Raw genomic sequence first — 18,679 nt, forward strand, 5'->3', positions numbered from 1 at the left:
GCGATCAGCCGCGGGCGACGTTGATCACCTGCATCTGGGTGTATTCCGCCAGCCCCTCGACCGATTGCTCGACACCCAGGCCGGAGCCCTTGAAGCCGGCCATCGGGATATGCGGGCCGATGTTCAGCTGCTGGTTCACCCAGATGGTGCCGGATTCGATGCGCCCGGCGATTTCGGTTGCCTTGGCAGTATCGCCCGAATGCACCGATCCGCCCAGCCCGTAATCGGAGGCATTGGCCCGCGCGATCACATCGTCGATATCGTCAAAGCGGATCACCGGCAGCACCGGGCCGAACTGCTCCTCGTCGACGATCTTCTGGCCGTCGGTCACATCGCGCACGATGGTGGGCGGCACGAAATAGCCGGGGCCGTCCTTGGGCGTCCCGCCGGCAATGATCTTGCCGCAGGCGCGGGCGTCCTCCAGGAAGCCCTTGATCTTGTCGAACTGCGCCTTGTTCTGGATCGGTCCGATGGTGGTCCCCTGCTTCATCCCGTCATCGACCACCGCCTGTTCGGCAAGGGCCGCCAGTTCGCTGCAGAACGCCTCGTAGATGTCGCTATGCACATAGGCGCGCTTCACCGCCAGGCACACCTGCCCCGCATTCAGGAACGCGCCGCCATAGACCTTTTCCGCCGCCGCCTTCACATCCACATCCGGCAGCACGATGGCCGGGTCGTTGCCGCCCATTTCCAGCGTCACCCGCTTCATCGTGTCCGCGGCACTCGCCATAATCCGCTTGCCGGTCTCGGAGGAGCCGGTAAAGCCGATCTTGGCCACATCCGGATGCGCCGTCAGCTTGGGGCCAAGGTCATTGCCATCGGTGATGATGTTCACAAGGCCCGCCGGGAAGATCCGGGCGCAGATTTCGCCCAGCTTCAGCGCCGCCACCGGGGTTGTGGGCGCAGGCTTCAGCACGATGGCATTGCCCGCCATCAGCGCAGGCCCGATCTTCCAGCAGCACAGGAGCAGCGGAAAGTTCCAGGCGATGATGCCCGCCACCACGCCCAGCGGTTTATGCCGGGTCTCGATCCTGAACTCGGCGTCGTCCTGAATCACCCGGTCCGGCAGCTCCAGCGTCGCGGTATGCGCCAGATACCCTTGCGACCAGGCCACCTCGCCCTGCGCCTCGGGCAGCGGCTTGCCCTGTTCCATGGTGATCAGCCGCGCCAGCTCATCCGCCTCCTCGCCGATGGCGGCGGCCAGCGCCTCCACCTTGGCGCGCCGTTCCCTCATCGGCGTCTCCGCCCAGGCTTTCTGCGCCGCCTTTGCGGCAGCCACCGCCTCGTTCATCTGCGCCTCGGAGGCATGCGGCACGCGGGCAAAAACCTCCTCCGTGGCCGGGTTGATCACCTCGATCATGCGCTCCGCCGAAACCTGTTCGCCGTTGATCAGCATGCAATAGTCCATTGCCGTTCTCCCTGTTTATCCGTCAGCCGGGTTTGATTGCAAAAGACAACCACGCCCCGGCGGCAGGGTCTTGGGCACCGGTGCCAAAGAGTTTGCGTCCTGCGCCAAAAATCCGCCCAGGGCGCAGGTGCTGAGGAACCCGCGCGGCGAGCAGCCGAATTGCTGGCGGAAGACCCGGTTGAAGTGGGAGATATCGCCAAACCCCGCGCCATAGGCGATCTGGGCAATCGGCACCCGCGCCCCCTGCCGCGCCGCATGGCGCAGCTTGCCCGCCACCGCGGCCAGCCGGGTGCGGGTCAGGCACTCGGTGAAGGTGGTGCCGTTCTCCTGAAACTCGCGCTGGAGCTGGCGCCGCGACAGCCCGGTGCGCGCGGCCAGCCTGTCCACCGTCAGTCCCGCCTCGCCGCTCAGCAGCTCCAGCGTCTCGCGCACCAGCCGGAACCGGTGCCTGCGGCTGCCAAGGCTGCCCGCACCCGGGCGCGCGCCGGCGGCAAAGGCCAGCGGCACCAGATCAAAGATATAGCCCGCGCTGTCCTCCCCGCCGCCATCCAGCAGCCCGCACAGGCTGGCGTGCAGCGGATGCGGCGGCGCGATCTTGCAGCCCGCTGCGGGCATCTCCCGGCGCCTCTCCAGCACCAGCGCCCGCGGCAGATGCGCCGACCGGAACGCCGCAGGCCGGCCGCTGACGCGCAGTTCTGCCGCGCGGGTGGAATCGAGCAGCAGCAACTCCCCCGGCTGCAGCAGCGTCTCGCGGCCCGCGTGCTGGATGCCGGTCTCGCCCTCCAGCTGGTGCAGCAGAAAGAAATGCTCCTGATCATCGCGCAGGATGCCCTTGCGGGTGCGCTCGATGCGGGCCGGCGGGCAGCGGATCTCGGCCACATCCACACCGCTGCGCCGCCGCAGGCCGAACGATCCCGCCCACACCCCGGCCTCCCGCTCCGGCGTCGCATAGTAATGGCCGCAATTGGCCCGCAGGGTGCTGTTCCAGTTGTCAAAGCAGATCATGCAGCGTGCGGCCCCCCTGCCCCGATGCGCTCGCGCCCCGTGAAGGACGGGGTTTGCAGCATCTCCCCGATCCCGCCTTGCGCGCAGGCCCGGGCCAGCAGCCCGGTGAAATGCGCCGCCGCCAGGCTGGCGCCGCGCACCGGCGCGCCCGGACTGCCCGGACAGGCGCCGAACCGCGCCCCCGGCAGATCCAGCAGCGACCACTGGCCGGGCGTGCAGCGCGCATCGCCCTGCACCGAGAAAACCCCTGCGCATCCCGCCGGATAAACCGGCGCGCCGCGCGCCGGGGCGGAGGCGACCAGCAGCTTGCCCGCCGCCAGCACCTCCGCCACCGCCTGCGCCAGCAGCGGGCTGGCCGCCCCCTGACCAAAGGAGCAGTGAACGATCGCCGCCTCCGACTCCGCGGCCCGGCGCAGCGCCTCCGCTACGGTGGCAACCGAGGCGGCGAGCCGCCCCGGAAAGATGCTGATCCCCAAGATACCGGCCGCGGGTGCATTGGCCCGGATGGCGGCGGCCATATGGCTGGCGTGCAGCGCCGCCGGGCTTTGGGCTGCCCGCGGGTGCAGCGCGCACAAGTCCATCCGGGCGGCAAGGCCGGGGGTCTCCGCCGCCAGCGGCCCGTCAATCAGCGCAATCAGCGGCGCGCGGGTCATGCGGCCCCCTCCGGCAGGCCGATCTCCATATCGAAATCCCCGCCCGCCGCCGCGCCGCCATGCGCGGTGAGGATGCGGGTGGTATTCGGGAAGGCCGCGTCGATATGGGCCAGGATCCGGGCCGCAGTGGCGGGATCCACCTCCGACAGCGCCTCATCCAGGATCAGGATGTCAAAGGGCTGCAGCAGCGCCCGCAGCAGGCACAGCCGCTGCCGCTCGCCGCCCGACAGGGTCAGCCCGCTTTCGCCCAGCATGGTGTCCAGCCCCCCTGCCCCGCGGAACCGCTCCGCCAGGCCGAACAGCTCCAGCATCTCCCATACCCGCGCTTCGTTCTCGGGCCTGGCCCAGAAGGCACGGCTCTGGAACAGATTGCCGCGCAGGCTGGCCCGCAGGGTAAAGGGCCGCTGCCCGGCATAGGCGACCCGCTCCGGCAAACCGGCGCCGCCCAGCAGGCTCAGGTCGGCACCGCCCAGGGTCACACGCCCGGCCAGGGGCCGCGCCCGCCCGCACAGCACCGCCAGCAGGGAGGTCTTGCCCGCGCCGCTGGCCCCCCGCAGCGCCACCCTGGCGCCTTCGGGAATGGTCAGGGTCAGCGGCCCGGCCGGCGCCGCCGCCCCGCGGGAAACGGTCACGCCCGCCAGCCGCAGATCATAGCCGGCAGGCGCAAACCCGGCCGCCCGGGCGGGACCATCCGCCTGCATCACCGCATCCAGCCGCGCCGCCGCAACCTTGACCCGCGCCTGCGCGTGCCACAGGCCCAGCAGCGACTGCATCGGCCCGGTCATGAACCCCATATAGGCGATGAAGGCGATCAGCGATCCCAGCGGCCACTCGCCCCGGATCACCATCAGCCCGCCCGCCAGAAAAATCGCCGAGCGGGTCAGCGCCGACAGCAGCACCGGCACCGCACGGGTGAACTCGCCCCACAGGTTCTGCGCAATCAGCTTCCGGCTCAGCCCGGCATGATCCCGCAGGCTGCGCCGCTGTGCCCATCCCGCCCCGCGGGCCGCCTGCAGCGCAGGCAGGCCGAACAGGGTCTCCGACAGCCCCGCGCTGTAGCGCCCCTGCCTCTCGCGCACCATTGCCGCGTGGCGCTCTGTCCGGGGCCGCGCCCAGATCAGAAAGGCCAGCTCCGCCGGGGCCAGCAGCGCCGTCAGCAGCCCCAGCCGCCAGTCCAGCACCATCAGCATTGCCGAGCCGCCCACCAGCCGGATCAGCGCCGAGGAGCCGCCCAGCACCGCGTTAAACGCAAACTTCTGCACCTCCGCCGCGTCGCCATCAATCCGCGCCAGCAGCTCGCCCGCGCGCTGGCTGGCAAACCAGCCGGCAGGCTTGGCGGCCAGCCGCGACAGCAGCCTCTGCCGCATCCGCGCCAGCATCCGGACCGAGGCGCGCATGTGCAGGATATTGCTCAGCGCGCCGGTGCCGGCGGCCAGCAGGCCGATCCCGAACAGCGCCAGCGACCAGATCACCAGCTCCGCGGCATCCCCCGCCATCAGCCCGCGGTCGATCACCAGCTTGCTGATATAGGGCGGCAGCAGGCCCAGGGCCGCGGCGGCAAAGCTGATCAGCAGCAGCACCGCCAGCCGCCGCCGGTGCGGGCGCAACAGCGGCAGCAGCCAGGCAGCCGTGGCGGGCGTGAATAGCGCCGCGCCCGCCCGCGAAGGCAGGCGCGGCCAGGCCCGGGCGGCAGCACCGCCGCCCGGCTGGGGGGAGAGTTTGGCAGCAGGCCCGCTCATCCCTGCGGCACGACATGCAGGGTGGAGACAGACATATCCCCGCCCGAGGGAATGCGGATCTCGCCGACCCGCTCCAGCGTCTCGCTGTCATAGATGCCGATGTCGTCATTGGTGCCCGCGACATAGATCTCTGTCCCGTCGCTGGAGACATTGATGACGTAGTAGGTGTGCGGCAGGTCCACCCGCTTCACCAGCTCCTTTGTCTCAAGGTTGTGCTTGGACAGCTGCGTATAGACGCCATAAAGGTGCTTGGGATCCACCGCACTGCGCACCGCCGAGAACATCAGCACCTCGAAGGACGCAAAATCGGCGATCTCGGTTTCCCCGCTGGTCAGATCAACCGACTGATACCCCCAGACAAAATCCGCCATCTCCTGCTGGGTTTCGTCCGTAAACACCGCTGCGGTATACATCAGCAGCATCTCGTCGTTCTGGCTGCCGGTGGGCCAGAACGCCAGCACATCCGGCGGGCTGTAGGCGGGGCGGTCCCAGCTGGCATTGGCAATCGCCACCTCGGTCGCGCCGTTCGACGGGTCGACCCGGTAGATGTCATGCCCTGCAACGTAAACCTGACCGTTGCGGTCGCTCGCCATCAGGGTGGAGCGGCGCGGCGCTTCGAAGGTGGCGGACGGCTTCGCCTCCAGCCCGGCGCCCGCGTCATAGACGGCAAACTCCGGCTGCATCACCTCATAGCGGTCGGTCTTCTTGCGCACCGGATTGCGCACCGTGTAGATCTGGCTGCCATCCTTGGACACCGCCAGCGAGGCCAGCGAGCGGCGGGTCACATCGCCCTCGGACTGGGCCGCGTGAAACACCTTCTCGCAGGTTTCGATATCGACACCCACAACGTCCTGCCAGTGGTTCAGCAGCACATAGGCGATGCGGTTGTCCGGCGACATCGCGATGACGCCGGGCGTCACATTCGCCCCCAGATCGCAGTCCGCTTTGACCGAGCGGTCCTGAGCGTCAAAGACATAGAGGTTGGAGGGCCGGGCCACCGTCACCAGGAGGTCGCCAGCGGCCAGCGGCAGGGCTGACGCGCAAAACGCGGCAGCAGCAAAAAGCGCGGATTTCATGATGCGGGTCTCCTCAGGTTTCGGCGTCGGTGGGATAGGTGGCGCCAAGCGCGCGCCAGTCCTTGGCGGCATTGGGCGCGCCCTCGTCCCAGTTCGGGTGGTTGACCATGATGTCGGGCACCTGCGCAGGCCACCAGCAGGGGTCGGAGCAGCCGTAAAGGTCGGCCTCCATCGGCTGGCACAGGGCGGCCAGCCCGCCAAAGGGATCGACCTCCCAGCCCGGATCGAAGGTGGTGGCACAGCCTGCGGTCACGGTCTGCATCGCGCGGACCTCCTCCATCTGGCCCTGGGCCGCAGCCTGCTGAACGCGTTCGGCTTTCTGATTGAGCGGTTTCATTTTCCAAACGCCCTCCTCGGCGCAACATGGTGGTGAAAGAACTGCGGTGCCTGGGCGATCAGCCGGGCATAGGCGGCGACGCCAAAGTCGATCCAGTCGCGCATCAGGTCGCAGTAGTGATAGGTCGGCATCATCGGATCGCTGAAATGGGCATAGCTCTCGTGGTAGCAGCCCCCCGCGCACAGGTTGCGGATCCGGCAGGTGGCGCAGCCCTTCTCGGTGCGGTCGGAGCGCGCCTTGATGAACCCCGACAGCTCCTTGCGCTTGATGCCCTCGTCGACGGTGCCGAACTGGTCCATTTCCGATCCGGTGAACCGGTGGCACAGGTTCAGCGCGCCGTCGTGATTGACCGCCAGCATCCCCACCCCGGCCCCGCAGGGCAGCGCCTTGGAGCGCCCCTCGTAGAGATCGTTCATCATCTGATGCATATTGGAAAAGCCGATGTTGCGGCCCTCCAGCGCCGCCTCGACATAGAGCCTGCCAAGGGATTTCATCCCCTCGAACACCTCCAGCAGCTCGGCCCCGTTGAGGTTGAAGGCATCCATGTCCCCCGAGGTGACCGGCGAGAACCCCACCTCGGCAAAGCCGATATCGTTGATCAGGTGGTCCCAGATCTCGATAATATTGGTGACCCCCGCCGTCAGGGTGACACGGGCGCCCACCGGCTTGGATGTGTAGCGTGACAGAAGCAGCCGCGCCTTGGCTGCCACCGTGTCATAGGTGCCCTTGCCGCCCACCGTCTTGCGGTTCAGATCGTGCTGCGCCTTGGGCCCGTCGATGGACACCGTCAGGCCAAAGCGATGGTCGTCCAGCCAGTCGATCAGCGGTTCCGTCAGCAAGGTCGCATTGGTCGTCAGGCTGAAGTTCACCGCCTTGCCAAGCGCTGCAAAATGCGGCTCGGCCCAGTCCACCACCTGCCGGATCAGGGGCAGGTTCGACAGCGGCTCGCCCCCGAAGAACACGATGTTATAGCTGTCCCGGTCCGGGTTCTCCGCCAGCAGCATCTCCGCCGACTTCCGCGCGGTGTCAAAGGCCATTTTCTGGCCTTTGGACGGCACCGCCAGATCTTCCTTGTAGCAGTAGGAGCAGGCCAGGTTGCAGCCGGTGTTGACGTTCAGAACGATGGTGGTCAGCGGGAAGGTCTCGATCTCGATCGGCGGCCGTTCCGGCTGCAGCGGGCGGCCGTCGTTGACGATATCCAGCCGCACCAGCCCGTCAAGCCTTGCCGCCGCATCCTTGGCCGCAAACCGCGCCTCGAACTCGTCCATCGAGAACGCTTGCGCCTGCGCCGCATAGTCCAGGATATCGCGGTCCACCCCGTCCATCTCGAAGATCGAGGTGGTCGGGACGTGGAACAGAACCTCGCGCCCCTCGACCGCTACCCGGTGCGCATTGGCCGGCTGATAGTGAAAGTCTTTCATGGTCTCTCTCCCCTGTCTCAGCGGATCGGCGGGTCGATGAAGCGCTGCACGGTGACAATCAGCATCGCCTCCGCCTGCTGGCCCATCGCCTCCGCCTGCACTTTCAGCTCGCCCGCATTGTTAGCGCTAAACGGGCGGTCCGGGTTGGGGCCGGCAACCGCCGGCGCAAAGATCCCGTTTGCCTGCATTTCGCCTGCAAATTCAGTATCTTTCATGTGGGCCGCGTGCTCATGCGCGTTGGCCACGGTCCATTGCGCCTCGACCCGGCCGATGCGCACGTCGTCCTCGGTCCCGGCCTCGCCGTCAGGGCCGTTCCACATGCCCACCGCGTTGAAATAGGCAGGCACCGCTGCCGGGCCTTCCTCGCTGCCGCCGCCAACGCGGGCGATGGTGAACTCCGGCTCCACCTTCAGGCTGTCGAGCGAGGTGTAATGGGCGATCTGCCCCTCTGCCCCGCCCGCGCTGAAGGTCACAACACCATTGCCCTCGGCCGCCAGCGACAGTGCCGCGCCGTAGGAGTTCGCCGCCGCCTCACCAACAGAGCTGTCGAGCCCGTCCAGCCCGGTGCCAACCACCTGCACCTGCGCCTCCCCCGCCGGAACGGCAGAGGGAACCGTGCCGAGGATGACGCTGCCAGCCCCCTCCCGCACACCGCTCAGCGGCGCGCCCAGGGCGTCGTTGCTGCGGTCGAACTGGCGGCCCTGCAGCCTGTTGCCATCCTCCGACAGGGCCAGCACCTGGCGGTAGGCGGTGCCGCCAATGTCCAGATTGGCGCGCCATTCATACCCGGTATAGAGGTTCATCTGCCCCGACACCGGATGCGCGGTGCCGTCCGCCGTCATGAATTCGCCGCTGACCTGATAGGGCGAGGCATCGCCCGTCACCGTCAGCTTGCCGTAGGCCTCGCCGATGCCGGGCAGATCGGTCATCACAACCCAGCCGCCTGCCACCGGCTGCTTCTCCGCCGCCAGCCAGTCCGTCCAGGCCGCAGTCTCCAGCGGGTTCTGGTCCGCGAGGTAGCCGGCGATCTCTGTCTTGGCGATCTTGTACCACTCCCGGTCGCGGCCAAGCGCCTGGTATTCGATGGTGGGGAAATGGCCGACGTGGAAATCCATGTGCAGCGCCCACTCCTCCGCCGTGCGGTTCTGCAGCAGCCCCCGCGCGCCGGTGTGGCAGCGCGCGCACATGGAGGCGAACGGCTCGTCAAAGCTTTCCTGCGCGTTCGGGTCCTTCTCCAGCGCATAGCGGAACGGCGCGGCCTCGGACGGTGCCAGCCCTTGGGTGTCCGCCAGATGCTGCACGAGGGCGCGGCGGTCCCCGGCGCTGATCTCCAGCCCATGCGCCTGCTGCATCCGAACGATCGTCATCATCCAGCCCTCAGGCGTCTTGCGCTGGCCGCTGATCCGGCTCAGCCCGCCCTCCTCTGCCGTGTGGCAGGTGGAGCAGGCGTTCTTCAGCAGCTCCTCGCTGGCCAGCGCCGGCACCGCGCCCGCCGCTGTTATCAGAAGTGCAGCCGTCAGGCCGCGGGGTCGTAGTTGCATGGTTCAGTCTCCCTGTTTGCAGTGTCCCAGGGGATCTGCGCCCCCTCGGTGAAGCCTTGTGACAAAAGCCATTGGTGGATCGCCCGCGCCGCCTGCGGCGGGGCCTCGGGCAGAAGTGCGCTGTGAAAGCGGTCCGCGTCCGGCAGCGGCTGGCCGTTCAGGCGGCGCAGCAGCGGCACGATCTCCTGCCCGGCGGCAAAGGCTGCGCCGCCGGGGGCATCGCGGGTGATCAGAACCTCGCGCCGCACCAGATGCCCGTCCTGCACCACAACCCGCAGCGCGGTGTGAGGGCGGATGTCCGTGTCATGCGCCGGCGCCTCGTCCGGCCAGGCCGCGCGCTGCTGCCAGAACGGTGTCTGAAACCCCGCCTCGCGGTAGAAGTCCCGCCCTACCCGCGCCTGCCGCCAGAACGTCTCTGCCACCCGGTTGCGGTAGAACGCGCGGGCCAGATCCGCCTGCCCCGCCAGCAGCGCCCGCGCAACCGGCACCGCCATCAGCGCCGAGGACACGGCCCAGAACATCCCGTGCCCCGACAAGGGGTCCAGCGCCACCGCCGCATCGCCCAGCCGCGGGCAGCGCGGATCCAGATCCGGCGCCGCCAGCCGCGGCGCAATCGCATGAACAACCGGGCGGCGCGGCAGCGGGGTCTCTGCCAAAACGGTCTTCCACAGCGCCGACACAGCGCCTTTTCCGCGTGCCTGCCCCAACGCGGTCGCAGCGCCCACCGCCTGCAGCCACAACCGGTCCCGGTCCACCGGCACCGACCAGACCCAGCCGCCGGGCCGGGCCTCGATCCGCGGCACGGTCATATCCCCCGCCTGCGGCGGCACAAATCCGGCAACCGAAATCGTGTCCGGCCCGGCCAGTTCAGTCCGCTGTATTTCCGTGGGTTGGCGCGGTGCCCGTCGGCCGCGGGCCTCGAACAGCAGCCGGGCGGACAGGAATGTGCCATCGGCCAGCCGGATTTCACCGGCCTCCGGCCGCACGCTGGACACCGATGCGCAGATAACGCTGACACCCTCAGCCCGCGCCGCCTCCAGCAGCCCGGTATCAAAGACGCTGCGGTCGGCCAGATGCTCGCTGTTCTGCCCGCCCTGAAAGGCGCCCCAGCTGACATGGCGCTGCGCCGCCGGGCCGATCCCGGCCAGCGGCAGCCCATGCCGCGCCAGGATCGCGGCGACGCGGGCAGACATCCCCTCATACCGCGGCCCGCGCGGCGGCAGGGTGGCCAGCGCCACGCGGAACCCGGCCCGGGCCAGCAGAACCGCCGCCACCGACCCGGAAGGGCCGCCGCCTGCGATCGCAATATCAAAGGTGCCAATTTGAGGTGCCATTTAGCCAAGGTGCCGTGAAGGCCGCCGCTTGTGGCGGACACTTCCGGACAACAACCCGACATTTCCGGACAGATTCGGCAGCGCCTGCCCGGGCTGCGGCATTTTTTCTCGAAGAGCGGATTTTTGCGGTATTCTGGCGCAATCCTGAGGAACTGCGCGATGCCACACAACTACCAGCCCCGGATTTCCGCTTCCACTTTGAATGACCCGCTGCGGGCCGTTGAGTTCATGAACGGCGATGCCGCGTCGATTTCCCGCAACGCCGGAATCGGGCCGCAGGACCTGGAGGGCGAGATCAGCCTGAAGAAATTCGTCGACTTCTGCGAGCACGCTTCCGAACAGCTTGGCCTGCCGGATTTCGGCTGGCGGGTCGGCTCGGTCTTCAACCTGCAAAACCTTGGCACGCTTGGGGAATATATCATGCAGGCGCCGACGCTTGGGGCTGCGCTGGCGCTGTTCCGCAATGCCTTTCCGATGGTGCAAAGCGATTCGGAACTGCGGCTGACGGTTAGCGGTGACACCGCGCGGCTGACCTACCGGATTCTCGACACCAGCATCTGGCCGCGGCAGCAGGATGCGGAGCTGACGCTGTCGGTGTTCCACAGCCTGATTCGCTCTGCCACCGGCCCGGACTGGCGGCCCGACCTGCTGTCGCTGGAGCACGAATCAAGCGCCCTGCACAGCCGCAGCAGCGCAGGGCCGCGCTGCCCGGTGCAGTATTCCGCCAGCTCGAACACGCTGGTGTTTTCCGCCGCCCTGCTGGATCTGCCGCTGGCGGACAGCGAAAACCCGGCGTTCAAGACCGCCTCGCAGTCGATTGTCCGCAGCGCCCGGCAAAGCGAGCGGGCGGCGCCGGTGACGGTGCGGGTGCGCCGCGAGCTGCTGATGCGGATCGGGCGGGAAAGCTTTGAGCAGACCGCCATCGCCGCGGCCCTGGGCATGTCGCGCCGCACCCTGCGGCGGCGGCTGGAGGATGAGGGGCAGAAGTTCTCCCGGCTGCTGGCGGGCTGCCGGATGGAGATTGCCAAGCGCATGCTGCTGGCCCCGGGCGCGCAGCTGCACGATATCTCCGAGCGGCTGGGCTATTCCGAAGTCTCCGCGTTCGAGCGCGCCTTCCGCCAGCGCGAGGGCGCAACCCCCAGCCAGTTCCGCAAGCAGTGCTGCGGCATTGGGGACGGAAAGAGTTCCGCGGACGCGGCTGCGCGCTGACGGCGTGCCGCCCGCTCCTGCACCGGAAATCATGAAAGCTTCGGTCTGCCGCAGCACAGGTTTCGCAGCGAAACCTGCTGGCGGTCTGCGGCGCGGCTAGGAAAGGGCGGGCCGGAGGTTTCGCTGCGAAACCTCCCCCTCGGGTGCGGGCCGCGCGCGGCGCCTAGGCCCTTGCGTGCAAAACAAAACCCCCGGCCAAAGACCGGGGGTTTCGCTGCGAAACCGGGCTGCCGTTCCCTGCCCGCTCAGCCGTTTTCCAGCAGATGGCGCACGTTGTCCATCACCGCATCGACCAGTTCCGCCGTCACCTCCGAGCCGGAAAAGCGGATGGCATAGCCGCTTGGGCCAAGCTCGCGTTCGATGGTGATCCCGCGGGCAACCCGGGTCCTGCGGGCGCGTTCGATCTTCTGCGCGGCCTTGGGGCGGCCGCCGCGGCTGGGATCCTGCGGCGCGCCTTCGGCCTGGTCGATGAGCGGCAGCATGGCGTCCCATTCCTCAGCCGCCGAGCGCCCGCCGGCCTGTTCCAGCGCGGTGCGGAGATCTTCGGAGAGACCCGCGCGCAAGGCGCCCGCAAGCCGCAGGCACTGGCGTTCGTTGAGGCCGGTGGCGAAGGCCAGCATGTCGCCCAGTTCCTCGTGAATCAGGGCAAAGGAGCGGATCTTGGAGCGCTTGGCCTTGGAGGCGTTCTGGAACAGCACCGCCACCGCCTCGTCAACGGTGGCGAACACGCCGTCATGCACCGCAGACGCCGCGGCGCGGCCGCGTTCATACTGGCTGAGGCCTGCGCGGACCTCGTTCTCCTCGATCATCGCGACCATGGCCTCGGCGATGCTGCCGGGAGCGCGGATGAAGGCGGGGATGGTCTGGAACCGCTGGCCGCCGCTCAGCGCGTTGAGGCGGCGGTAGGCGGTCAGGCGGCGGTAGCCGGAGACCAGCGCGTATTTGCCGGCGTCCTCGTGGTTCGCCGGCTCGAAGACCTCAATCGGCAGGCGCAGGCCGTTGACCGAGATCGAGCTCATCAGCTCCTGCATCTCTTCCTCGTCCATCACGATCCGGTCGCGGTTCAGCGCCTCGGCGGTGATGCCGGTGATGGGCAGCTCCACCGCCACCAGGCCCTTTTCCTCGGCGGCGCGCAGCCGTTCGGCGTCAGCCCGGTCGCGGGCTGCGGCCTCGCGCCCGGCCTGGGGCAGGGGGTCGGCATGGCGGGCGGCATCGGCCACCACATCGGCAATCGGCGGCCGCAGCCCGGGGCCGCGGGCCAGATCCCGGTCGATGCCTGCCTCAATCTCCTTCAGCGCCTCGGGCGAGGGGGTTTCAAGCTGTCTGCGCCTGGCCATCTGCTGTCTCCTCTTGCTGGGATTGCTGCTGCTCCATCTGCTGATCGCGCCACCAGCTGCCGATCAGCAGTTCCTTGAATTCCGCATAGGTGCGGTCGAACACCTCGCGGCCGCGGGTGTAGGTCTCGCGGTTGAAATTGCGGTAGTCGGCTTCGTAGATGCCGGAGACGCTTTCGCCGGCCTGGCCGACCAGGGCGGTGTAATCCTGCCGGTAGGCGTTCATCATGTCGCCGAAATAGGCCTGGATCACATTGGCCAGATCGGTCTGCTGGCTGGCGTCGAAGCGGGTGATGAGGGCGCGCACCACGTCCCATTCGAACTTCATCTCCGGCAGGCCGGCGCGGCGGCGGGCGGCGTTCTCGCCATCCTCGATCGAGGCGAAGGTGGAATAGAGCATGTCGAAGAAGCGGCCCGTCGAGTCGAACTCCAGGAAGGACGCGCCGAGCGGCACCATCAGGATGTCGGCGGCGGCCAGCGCGTTGATGGTGAGATAGCCGAGGGCAGGGGGGGTATCGAGCAGGATGACGTCGTAATCGTCCAGCGCGCCGCCCTGGTCCAGCGCGTTGGTCAGCGCATCCCACAGCGCCCAGTTGCGCAGACCCATGCGCCAGACCGGGATCTGGAATTCCGCCCAGTAGAGATTCAGCTGCGCGCCAATGAGGTCGATGTTGGGCCAGTGGGTTTTCTGGACCACGTTTCGCAGCGAAACCTCCCGCGCCTCGGTCAGGGTCTCATCCAGCGGGATCGGGTCTGAGCCGGCGGCGGCGCGGACCTTGTTCTCGGCCTCCACCGCCTCGGCATAGTCGCGGGCGAGCAGGGGGAAGACGGTCTGCCATTCGTCGGCCACCTGGCCGCCGAGGATCGAGGTCATGGAGCCCTGCGAGTCCAGATCCACCACCAGCACCTTGTAGCCGTCGAGCGCGGCGGACATCGCCAGATGCGCGGCGGTCGAGGTCTTGCCGACGCCGCCCTTGAAGTTGGCGACGGCGACCACCTTGGCGGGCAGGCCTTCGGGGCGGTAGGGGCGATATTCCTTGGTGGCGATGCCTTCCTCCGCGAAATGGTCGCGCAGTTTCAGCACCTCCTCCAAGGTGAACCATTTGGAGCCGCTGGCGCCCTCGCCCTGGGGCAGATCGGGATTCTTGTTCAGCACCCGGCGCAGGTGCGCGGGGGCGACGGGGATCAGGTAGCGGCAGACCTCCCAGGTGGAGAATTTGCGCAGCCGCTTGCGCCCGTCGGGCGCGTAGCCGCGCTTGGCCAGATCATCGCGGCCCCGGCCCGCAAAGGCGGCGGCCTTGGCGAATCTGGCGGTGTCGACCATCTCGCCCAGCTTGGCGGCTGCCGCTGCCGGATCCAGGTTGAAATAGGGCGGCAGGGGAGTGTCCGGTTTTTTTGCCATGTCTCGTGTGCCTCGGTAAAATCGCCTGTTTGGCGTGTTATCACCGGTTTTGTCGCACATCCGGGGCAGAGTGTGAATCATTATCTGGCAGCGCATCTGTTTTCCGCGGCCGTCCGTAATCAGCGGAATATATGTCTCTTTTCCCCGAAAATCACTATCGCACAAACAGGTTGAAATGTTGTGAATCTTTGATTCAGTTTAGAGTCTTTAGGGGCAAGAAGATTATATATATCAGATGATTAGCTTGGTTTGGGGACCCGCATCCGGGGGCAAAGGAACCCGTTTGCAGGATCATGGGTACCTGTCTGCGGGAGCAAGGGTCCCGATTCGCGGGAGGACGGGCACCCGTGTCCCTGAGACCCTAATTCGGGCCGTTTGAGCGCCCGGAACGGCCTGAAACCGGGGGAATTCGGCGGTATCCGGGGTCTGCGGACGCCGGTCCTGTCTTAAGGTACCCGTTTCCGGGATGGACTTCTCCTGTAAACGGGTCCCCAAGCCGGGATTGAGCGCGGGTTCCTTTTGGGCCATAGTCGGGGCAGAGCAGAATCCCCGCAAGAGCGTCAAGCCGCCAGGGGCAAGAGGGCAGGGCGATGGATCCAGACGAAATCCCGCACAGCAAGCTGACCGGGCCGTTGCGCCGGGGGTCGGTGAAGAAGAACGTCGCCGCGATCCATGTCTCGGGCAAGCTGACGCTGTTGCAGCGCAAACTGTCCAATGTGCTGCTGCTGAATGCCTATGACGCGCTGATCTCCAAGCCCAAGCACCAGATCGACGCGCAGACGCTGTGCATGATGGTGGGCTATAACTCCAACGACATGGAAACCCTGAAGCAGTCGCTGCGCAGCCTGGCGGAGACGGTGGCGGAATGGGACATGCTGGATGAGAACGGCAAGCAGGAGTGGGGGGTGAGCTCGCTGCTGTCCTACGCCAAGCTGCAGGGCGGGGTGTGCGAATACGCCTACAGCCCGGCGCTGGCGGAGAAGCTGCACGACCCCAAGGTGTTTGCCCTGATCAACCTGAACATCCAGCGCCGGTTCACCAGCGGCCATGCGCTGGCGCTGTATGAGAACTGCTACCGGTTCGTGCGGACAGGCTCGACCGGCTGGTGGGACATTGCGCTGTTCCGCCGCCTGATGGGGGTGGAGGGCAGCGCCTATTACGAAAGCTTCAAGCACCTGAACGCCAAGATCATCAAGCCGGCGGTGGCGGAGGTGAACAAGACCTCCAACATCCTCTTGACGCCGGAGTTCAAGAAGATGGGGCGGCAGGTGGCCGAGGTGCGGTTCCTGATCAAGGAGAACCCGCAGCTGGCGATGCTGGATATTGATGATGGCGCCGGGGTGCGGCAGGGGGCGGTTTACGGCCAGCTGATGGAGCTGGGGGTGAGCGACCGGCTGGCGCGGCAGTGGATTGCCGAGCATGGCGAGGATTACGTGGCCGAGAAGGTCGGCTATCTGAAGGGGCGCAAGGGGGTGGACAGCCCGGTGCGCTATCTGAGCGCGGCGCTGCGGGACGACTATAAGGACGCGCCTGCGGAGGCGGTGAAAGAGGTGCCGCCGGAGGTGCTGGCCGCGGCAGAGGCGCGCAAGGCGGCTGAGGCTGCGGCGGCGCGCAGGGCCGCGGCAGAGGATGCGGCCAAGGCGCAGGAGCGCGCGCTGAGGGCGCAGCGGCTGGAGCGGATCCGCGATCTGGCCGCCAGCCGCTCGCCAACGCAGCGCGATGCCGACAAGCGGCTGTTCCTGAGCCGCCTGGAAGATGAGATCGACCGCGAGGAATTCCGCAACCGCGGCTGGAGCGCGGCCTTGCTGACCAGCCAGATGGCGGAGTTCTGGGAGGAGCTGATTCCGGGCGCATTCGAGGAACTCGCCGGATAGGGCAGGGGGGCCGCCTGCGGACCCCTGTGTGTCAGAGCGAGGCGGCGGCGCGGCTGGCCTGGTCGTAATGGCCCGAGAGCGCGCGCAGGCTGCGGGCCAGTTCGCGCAGGTCCTTGCCCGGCAGGTCGGCGGCGGACAGCCCGTCCAGCAGGCACTGGCGGCGCACGTCGCGGTAGGCCGAGCACAGCGCCGCGCCCTCGGCGGAGGTGCGGTAGAACACTTCCTTGCCGCGCTTTTCAGAGGTCAGCAGCCCGGCTTTCAGCAGCTTGCGCAGCCCGTAGTTCACCGTGTGGCTGTCCTCGATGTTGAGCAGGAAGCAGATGTCGGACAGGCGCTTGTCCTTGCCGCGGTGGTTGACGTTGTGCAGGATCAGGATTTCCAGCGGGTTCAGATCCGGCTGGCCGGCCGCCGCCATGCAGCGGGTCATCCAGCGGGAGAATGCGTTGGAGGCGATGATCAGGCCGAATTCCAGCTCCGACAGCTCCCAGCCTTCGCCTTCGGCCAGATGGCGGGAGGAGACGATTCGGCGGGAATCCGGTTTCTTTTCGGCCATCTATTGCCCCTTCTTTGTTGATAAAACCCCGGCGTTTTATCTGCATGTGGTCATAAAACGGCAAAGTATCAAGGAGATCAAGCAGGCCGATGCACCGCTGGCAGCGGCGGGCCGGGTGAGGACCGAGCGGCATACATTGGCAAAACGTTGACAAATTATCAGCGTTATGGGTACGATATTGCAATATTTCGCTTTGGGAGGAAATTAAGATGAAGATCACCCGTTTGCTGGGCGGCGCCGCCGTTCTGATTGCCGGCCTGTCGGTTCCGGCGGTGGCCGCGACCTGGGACATGCCGACGCCCTATCCGGACGCCACGTTCCACACCAAGAACATCACTGAGTTTGCCAGCGACGTGGCCGAGGCGACCGATGGCGGGCTGGAGATCAAGGTCCACTCTGCCGGATCGCTGTTCAAGCATCCGGAAATCAGCAAGGCGGTGCGCAGCGGCCAGGTGCCCGCGGGCGAGTTCTTCCTGTCGCTCCTGGCCAATGACAACCCGGCGTTCGGTGCCGACTCGCTGCCGTTCCTGGCGACCAGCTATGAAGAGGCCGAGCGGCTGTGGGCGGCGCAGAAGGATGTGATCGGCGGGCTGCTGGACGAGCAGGGGCTGATGGTTCTCTATGCTGTGCCGTGGCCGCCGCAGGGGCTGTACACCACCAAGGAAATCAACAGTGTCGGGGATCTGGCGGGTCTGAAGTTCCGCACCTACAACGCGACGCTGGAGCAGTTCGCCAACCTGGCGGGCGCCGCGCCGACGCAGGTTGAAGTGCCGGACATTCCGCAGGCTTTCAGCACCGGCCGGGTCGAGGCGATGATCACCTCGCCCTCCACCGGCGTGAATTCGAAGGCGTGGGACTTCCTGAGCCATTACACCGACATTCAGGCCTGGATCCCGAAGAACATCGTGGTGGTGAACAAGCGCGCGTTCCGCCGCCTGGATGAAGCGACCCAGACTGCCATCCTGGAGGCCGCAGCCGAGGCCGAAGCGCGCGGCTGGGAGATGAGCCGGGCCGAGACCAGCAGCCAGATCGAGGTGCTGAAGGAAAACGGCATCACCGTGGTCGAGCCGTCGGAGGAGCTGATGGACGGCCTGCGCGCGATTGGCGCCCAGATGCTGGAAAACTGGAAGGGCGAGGCCGGGGAGGCCGGCGCCACCCTGCTGAACGCCTACCAGCAGTAACGTGACCATGGCCGGACGCCGGGGACGGCGTCCGGTCTCCTGGGGAGGAGGGGCAGCCATGCGGCCTGTGCTTGATTTCATCTACCGTGCGGCCGGGGGCCTGGCAGCACTGTTTATCGTGGCCATCGTGGCGCTGGTTTTTGCGCAGGTGTGCCTGAACCTCGCTGACAAGATCGCGGTGGCGCTGACCGGAACCGCGGTGGGGCTGACGATCCCGTCTTACGCCGATTTCACCGGGTTTTTCCTGGCGGCCTCGACCTTTCTGGCGCTGGCCTATGCGCTGCGGGCGGGCGGCCACATCCGGGTGACGCTGGTGACCAACCGCTTGCCCGCCGCCGCCCACCGCGCGGCGGAGCTGGGGGTGATCCTGCTGGCGCTGGCGATGAGCGGCTTTGCCACCTGGTACATGGGTCTGCTCTTGCTGGAATCGCTGGAGTTCGGCGACCGCAGCGCGGGCATGGTGTCGGTGCCGCTGTGGCTGCCGCAGGCGCCGGTGGCGCTTGGCCTTGCGATCCTCACCCTGGCGCTGGCGGACGAGCTGATCTCGATGCTGCGCGGCGCGCTGCCCTCCTGGGAGGGCAAGGGCGAAAATCTTCTGAGCGAATAGGGGAT

16 protein-coding genes are annotated in these 18,679 nt (G+C 67.3%); 4 read left to right on the top strand and 12 right to left on the bottom strand.

Going from position 1 to position 18,679, the window contains the following annotated elements; all coding sequences use genetic code 11:
• Positions 1 to 4: 4 nt before the first annotated feature.
• Genes DAEP_RS0119965 through qhpG form a run of 9 tightly spaced genes read right to left on the bottom strand, consistent with a single transcriptional unit; the run spans position 5 to position 10,514 of the window.
• The gene (locus DAEP_RS0119965; protein ID WP_027245930.1) at positions 5 to 1,408 is read right to left on the bottom strand and encodes an aldehyde dehydrogenase family protein; all 1,404 of its coding nucleotides are present in this window, start codon (positions 1,406 to 1,408) and stop codon (positions 5 to 7) included.
• 15 nt (positions 1,409 to 1,423) lie between these two features.
• Entirely contained in the window at positions 1,424 to 2,413 is a 990-nt protein-coding gene (locus tag DAEP_RS0119970; protein ID WP_084204497.1) for a helix-turn-helix domain-containing protein, read from the bottom strand.
• Entirely contained in the window at positions 2,410 to 3,066 is a 657-nt protein-coding gene (locus tag DAEP_RS0119975; RefSeq protein ID WP_027245932.1) for a S8/S53 family peptidase, read from the bottom strand. Before DAEP_RS0119975 ends, DAEP_RS0119970 begins: the two co-directional genes overlap by 4 nt.
• Complete coding sequence (locus DAEP_RS0119980) at positions 3,063 to 4,805, bottom strand: ABC transporter ATP-binding protein (RefSeq protein ID WP_027245933.1); 1,743 nt, start codon at positions 4,803 to 4,805, stop codon at positions 3,063 to 3,065. The genes DAEP_RS0119975 and DAEP_RS0119980 overlap by 4 nt, the downstream gene beginning before the upstream one ends.
• Positions 4,802 to 5,881 carry a quinohemoprotein amine dehydrogenase subunit beta gene (gene peaD, locus DAEP_RS0119985; protein WP_027245934.1) on the bottom strand — a complete coding sequence of 360 codons (1,080 nt, stop codon included), beginning with the start codon at positions 5,879 to 5,881 and terminating at the stop codon, positions 4,802 to 4,804. The genes DAEP_RS0119980 and peaD overlap by 4 nt, the downstream gene beginning before the upstream one ends.
• Before the next feature lie 13 nt (positions 5,882 to 5,894).
• A complete protein-coding gene (gene qhpC, locus DAEP_RS0119990; protein ID WP_008558561.1) occupies positions 5,895 to 6,218 on the bottom strand; it encodes a quinohemoprotein amine dehydrogenase subunit gamma in 324 nt (107 codons plus the stop codon).
• Entirely contained in the window at positions 6,215 to 7,639 is a 1,425-nt protein-coding gene (gene peaB, locus DAEP_RS0119995; RefSeq protein WP_027245935.1) for a quinohemoprotein amine dehydrogenase maturation protein, read from the bottom strand. The genes qhpC and peaB overlap by 4 nt, the downstream gene beginning before the upstream one ends.
• 17 nt (positions 7,640 to 7,656) lie before the next feature.
• Positions 7,657 to 9,180, bottom strand: a complete 1,524-nt coding sequence (gene peaA, locus DAEP_RS0120000; RefSeq protein WP_027245936.1) for a quinohemoprotein amine dehydrogenase subunit alpha — start codon at positions 9,178 to 9,180, stop codon at positions 7,657 to 7,659.
• Complete coding sequence (gene qhpG, locus DAEP_RS0120005; RefSeq protein ID WP_027245937.1) at positions 9,156 to 10,514, bottom strand: flavin-dependent monooxygenase QhpG; 1,359 nt, start codon at positions 10,512 to 10,514, stop codon at positions 9,156 to 9,158. Before qhpG ends, peaA begins: the two co-directional genes overlap by 25 nt.
• Positions 10,515 to 10,673: 159 nt before the next feature.
• Here qhpG and qhpR point away from each other — a divergent pair, with 159 nt between their 5' ends.
• Complete coding sequence (gene qhpR / locus DAEP_RS0120010; RefSeq protein ID WP_027245938.1) at positions 10,674 to 11,723, top strand: AraC-like transcriptional regulator QhpR; 1,050 nt, start codon at positions 10,674 to 10,676, stop codon at positions 11,721 to 11,723.
• Between the two features lie 245 nt (positions 11,724 to 11,968).
• On the opposite strand, the gene DAEP_RS0120015 is transcribed toward qhpR, so the two are convergent.
• Both DAEP_RS0120015 and DAEP_RS0120020 read right to left on the bottom strand, forming a co-directional pair.
• Positions 11,969 to 13,060, bottom strand: coding sequence for a ParB/RepB/Spo0J family partition protein (locus tag DAEP_RS0120015; protein ID WP_027245939.1), 1,092 nt, complete (start codon positions 13,058 to 13,060; stop codon positions 11,969 to 11,971).
• Positions 13,038 to 14,459, bottom strand: a complete 1,422-nt coding sequence (locus tag DAEP_RS0120020) for an AAA family ATPase (protein WP_008558591.1) — start codon at positions 14,457 to 14,459, stop codon at positions 13,038 to 13,040. The genes DAEP_RS0120015 and DAEP_RS0120020 overlap by 23 nt, the downstream gene beginning before the upstream one ends.
• A 590-nt stretch (positions 14,460 to 15,049) precedes the next feature.
• Between DAEP_RS0120020 and DAEP_RS0120025 the strand changes: the two genes are divergently transcribed.
• A complete protein-coding gene (locus tag DAEP_RS0120025; RefSeq protein WP_027245940.1) occupies positions 15,050 to 16,333 on the top strand; it encodes a replication initiation protein in 1,284 nt (427 codons plus the stop codon).
• A 31-nt stretch (positions 16,334 to 16,364) separates the two neighbouring features.
• On the opposite strand, the gene DAEP_RS0120030 is transcribed toward DAEP_RS0120025, so the two are convergent.
• Positions 16,365 to 16,886 carry a winged helix DNA-binding protein gene (locus DAEP_RS0120030; RefSeq protein WP_027245941.1) on the bottom strand — a complete coding sequence of 174 codons (522 nt, stop codon included), beginning with the start codon at positions 16,884 to 16,886 and terminating at the stop codon, positions 16,365 to 16,367.
• A 209-nt stretch (positions 16,887 to 17,095) separates the two neighbouring features.
• Between DAEP_RS0120030 and DAEP_RS0120035 the strand changes: the two genes are divergently transcribed.
• Together DAEP_RS0120035 and DAEP_RS0120040 are read left to right on the top strand one after the other, a co-directional pair.
• Positions 17,096 to 18,067, top strand: coding sequence for a TRAP transporter substrate-binding protein (locus DAEP_RS0120035; protein ID WP_027245942.1), 972 nt, complete (start codon positions 17,096 to 17,098; stop codon positions 18,065 to 18,067).
• A gap of 58 nt (positions 18,068 to 18,125) precedes the next feature.
• A complete protein-coding gene (locus DAEP_RS0120040; protein ID WP_027245943.1) occupies positions 18,126 to 18,674 on the top strand; it encodes a TRAP transporter small permease in 549 nt (182 codons plus the stop codon).
• Positions 18,675 to 18,679: the final 5 nt, after the last annotated feature.

It is taken from the genome of Leisingera daeponensis DSM 23529 (genome assembly GCF_000473145.1).
Classification (GTDB): domain Bacteria; phylum Pseudomonadota; class Alphaproteobacteria; order Rhodobacterales; family Rhodobacteraceae; genus Leisingera; species Leisingera daeponensis.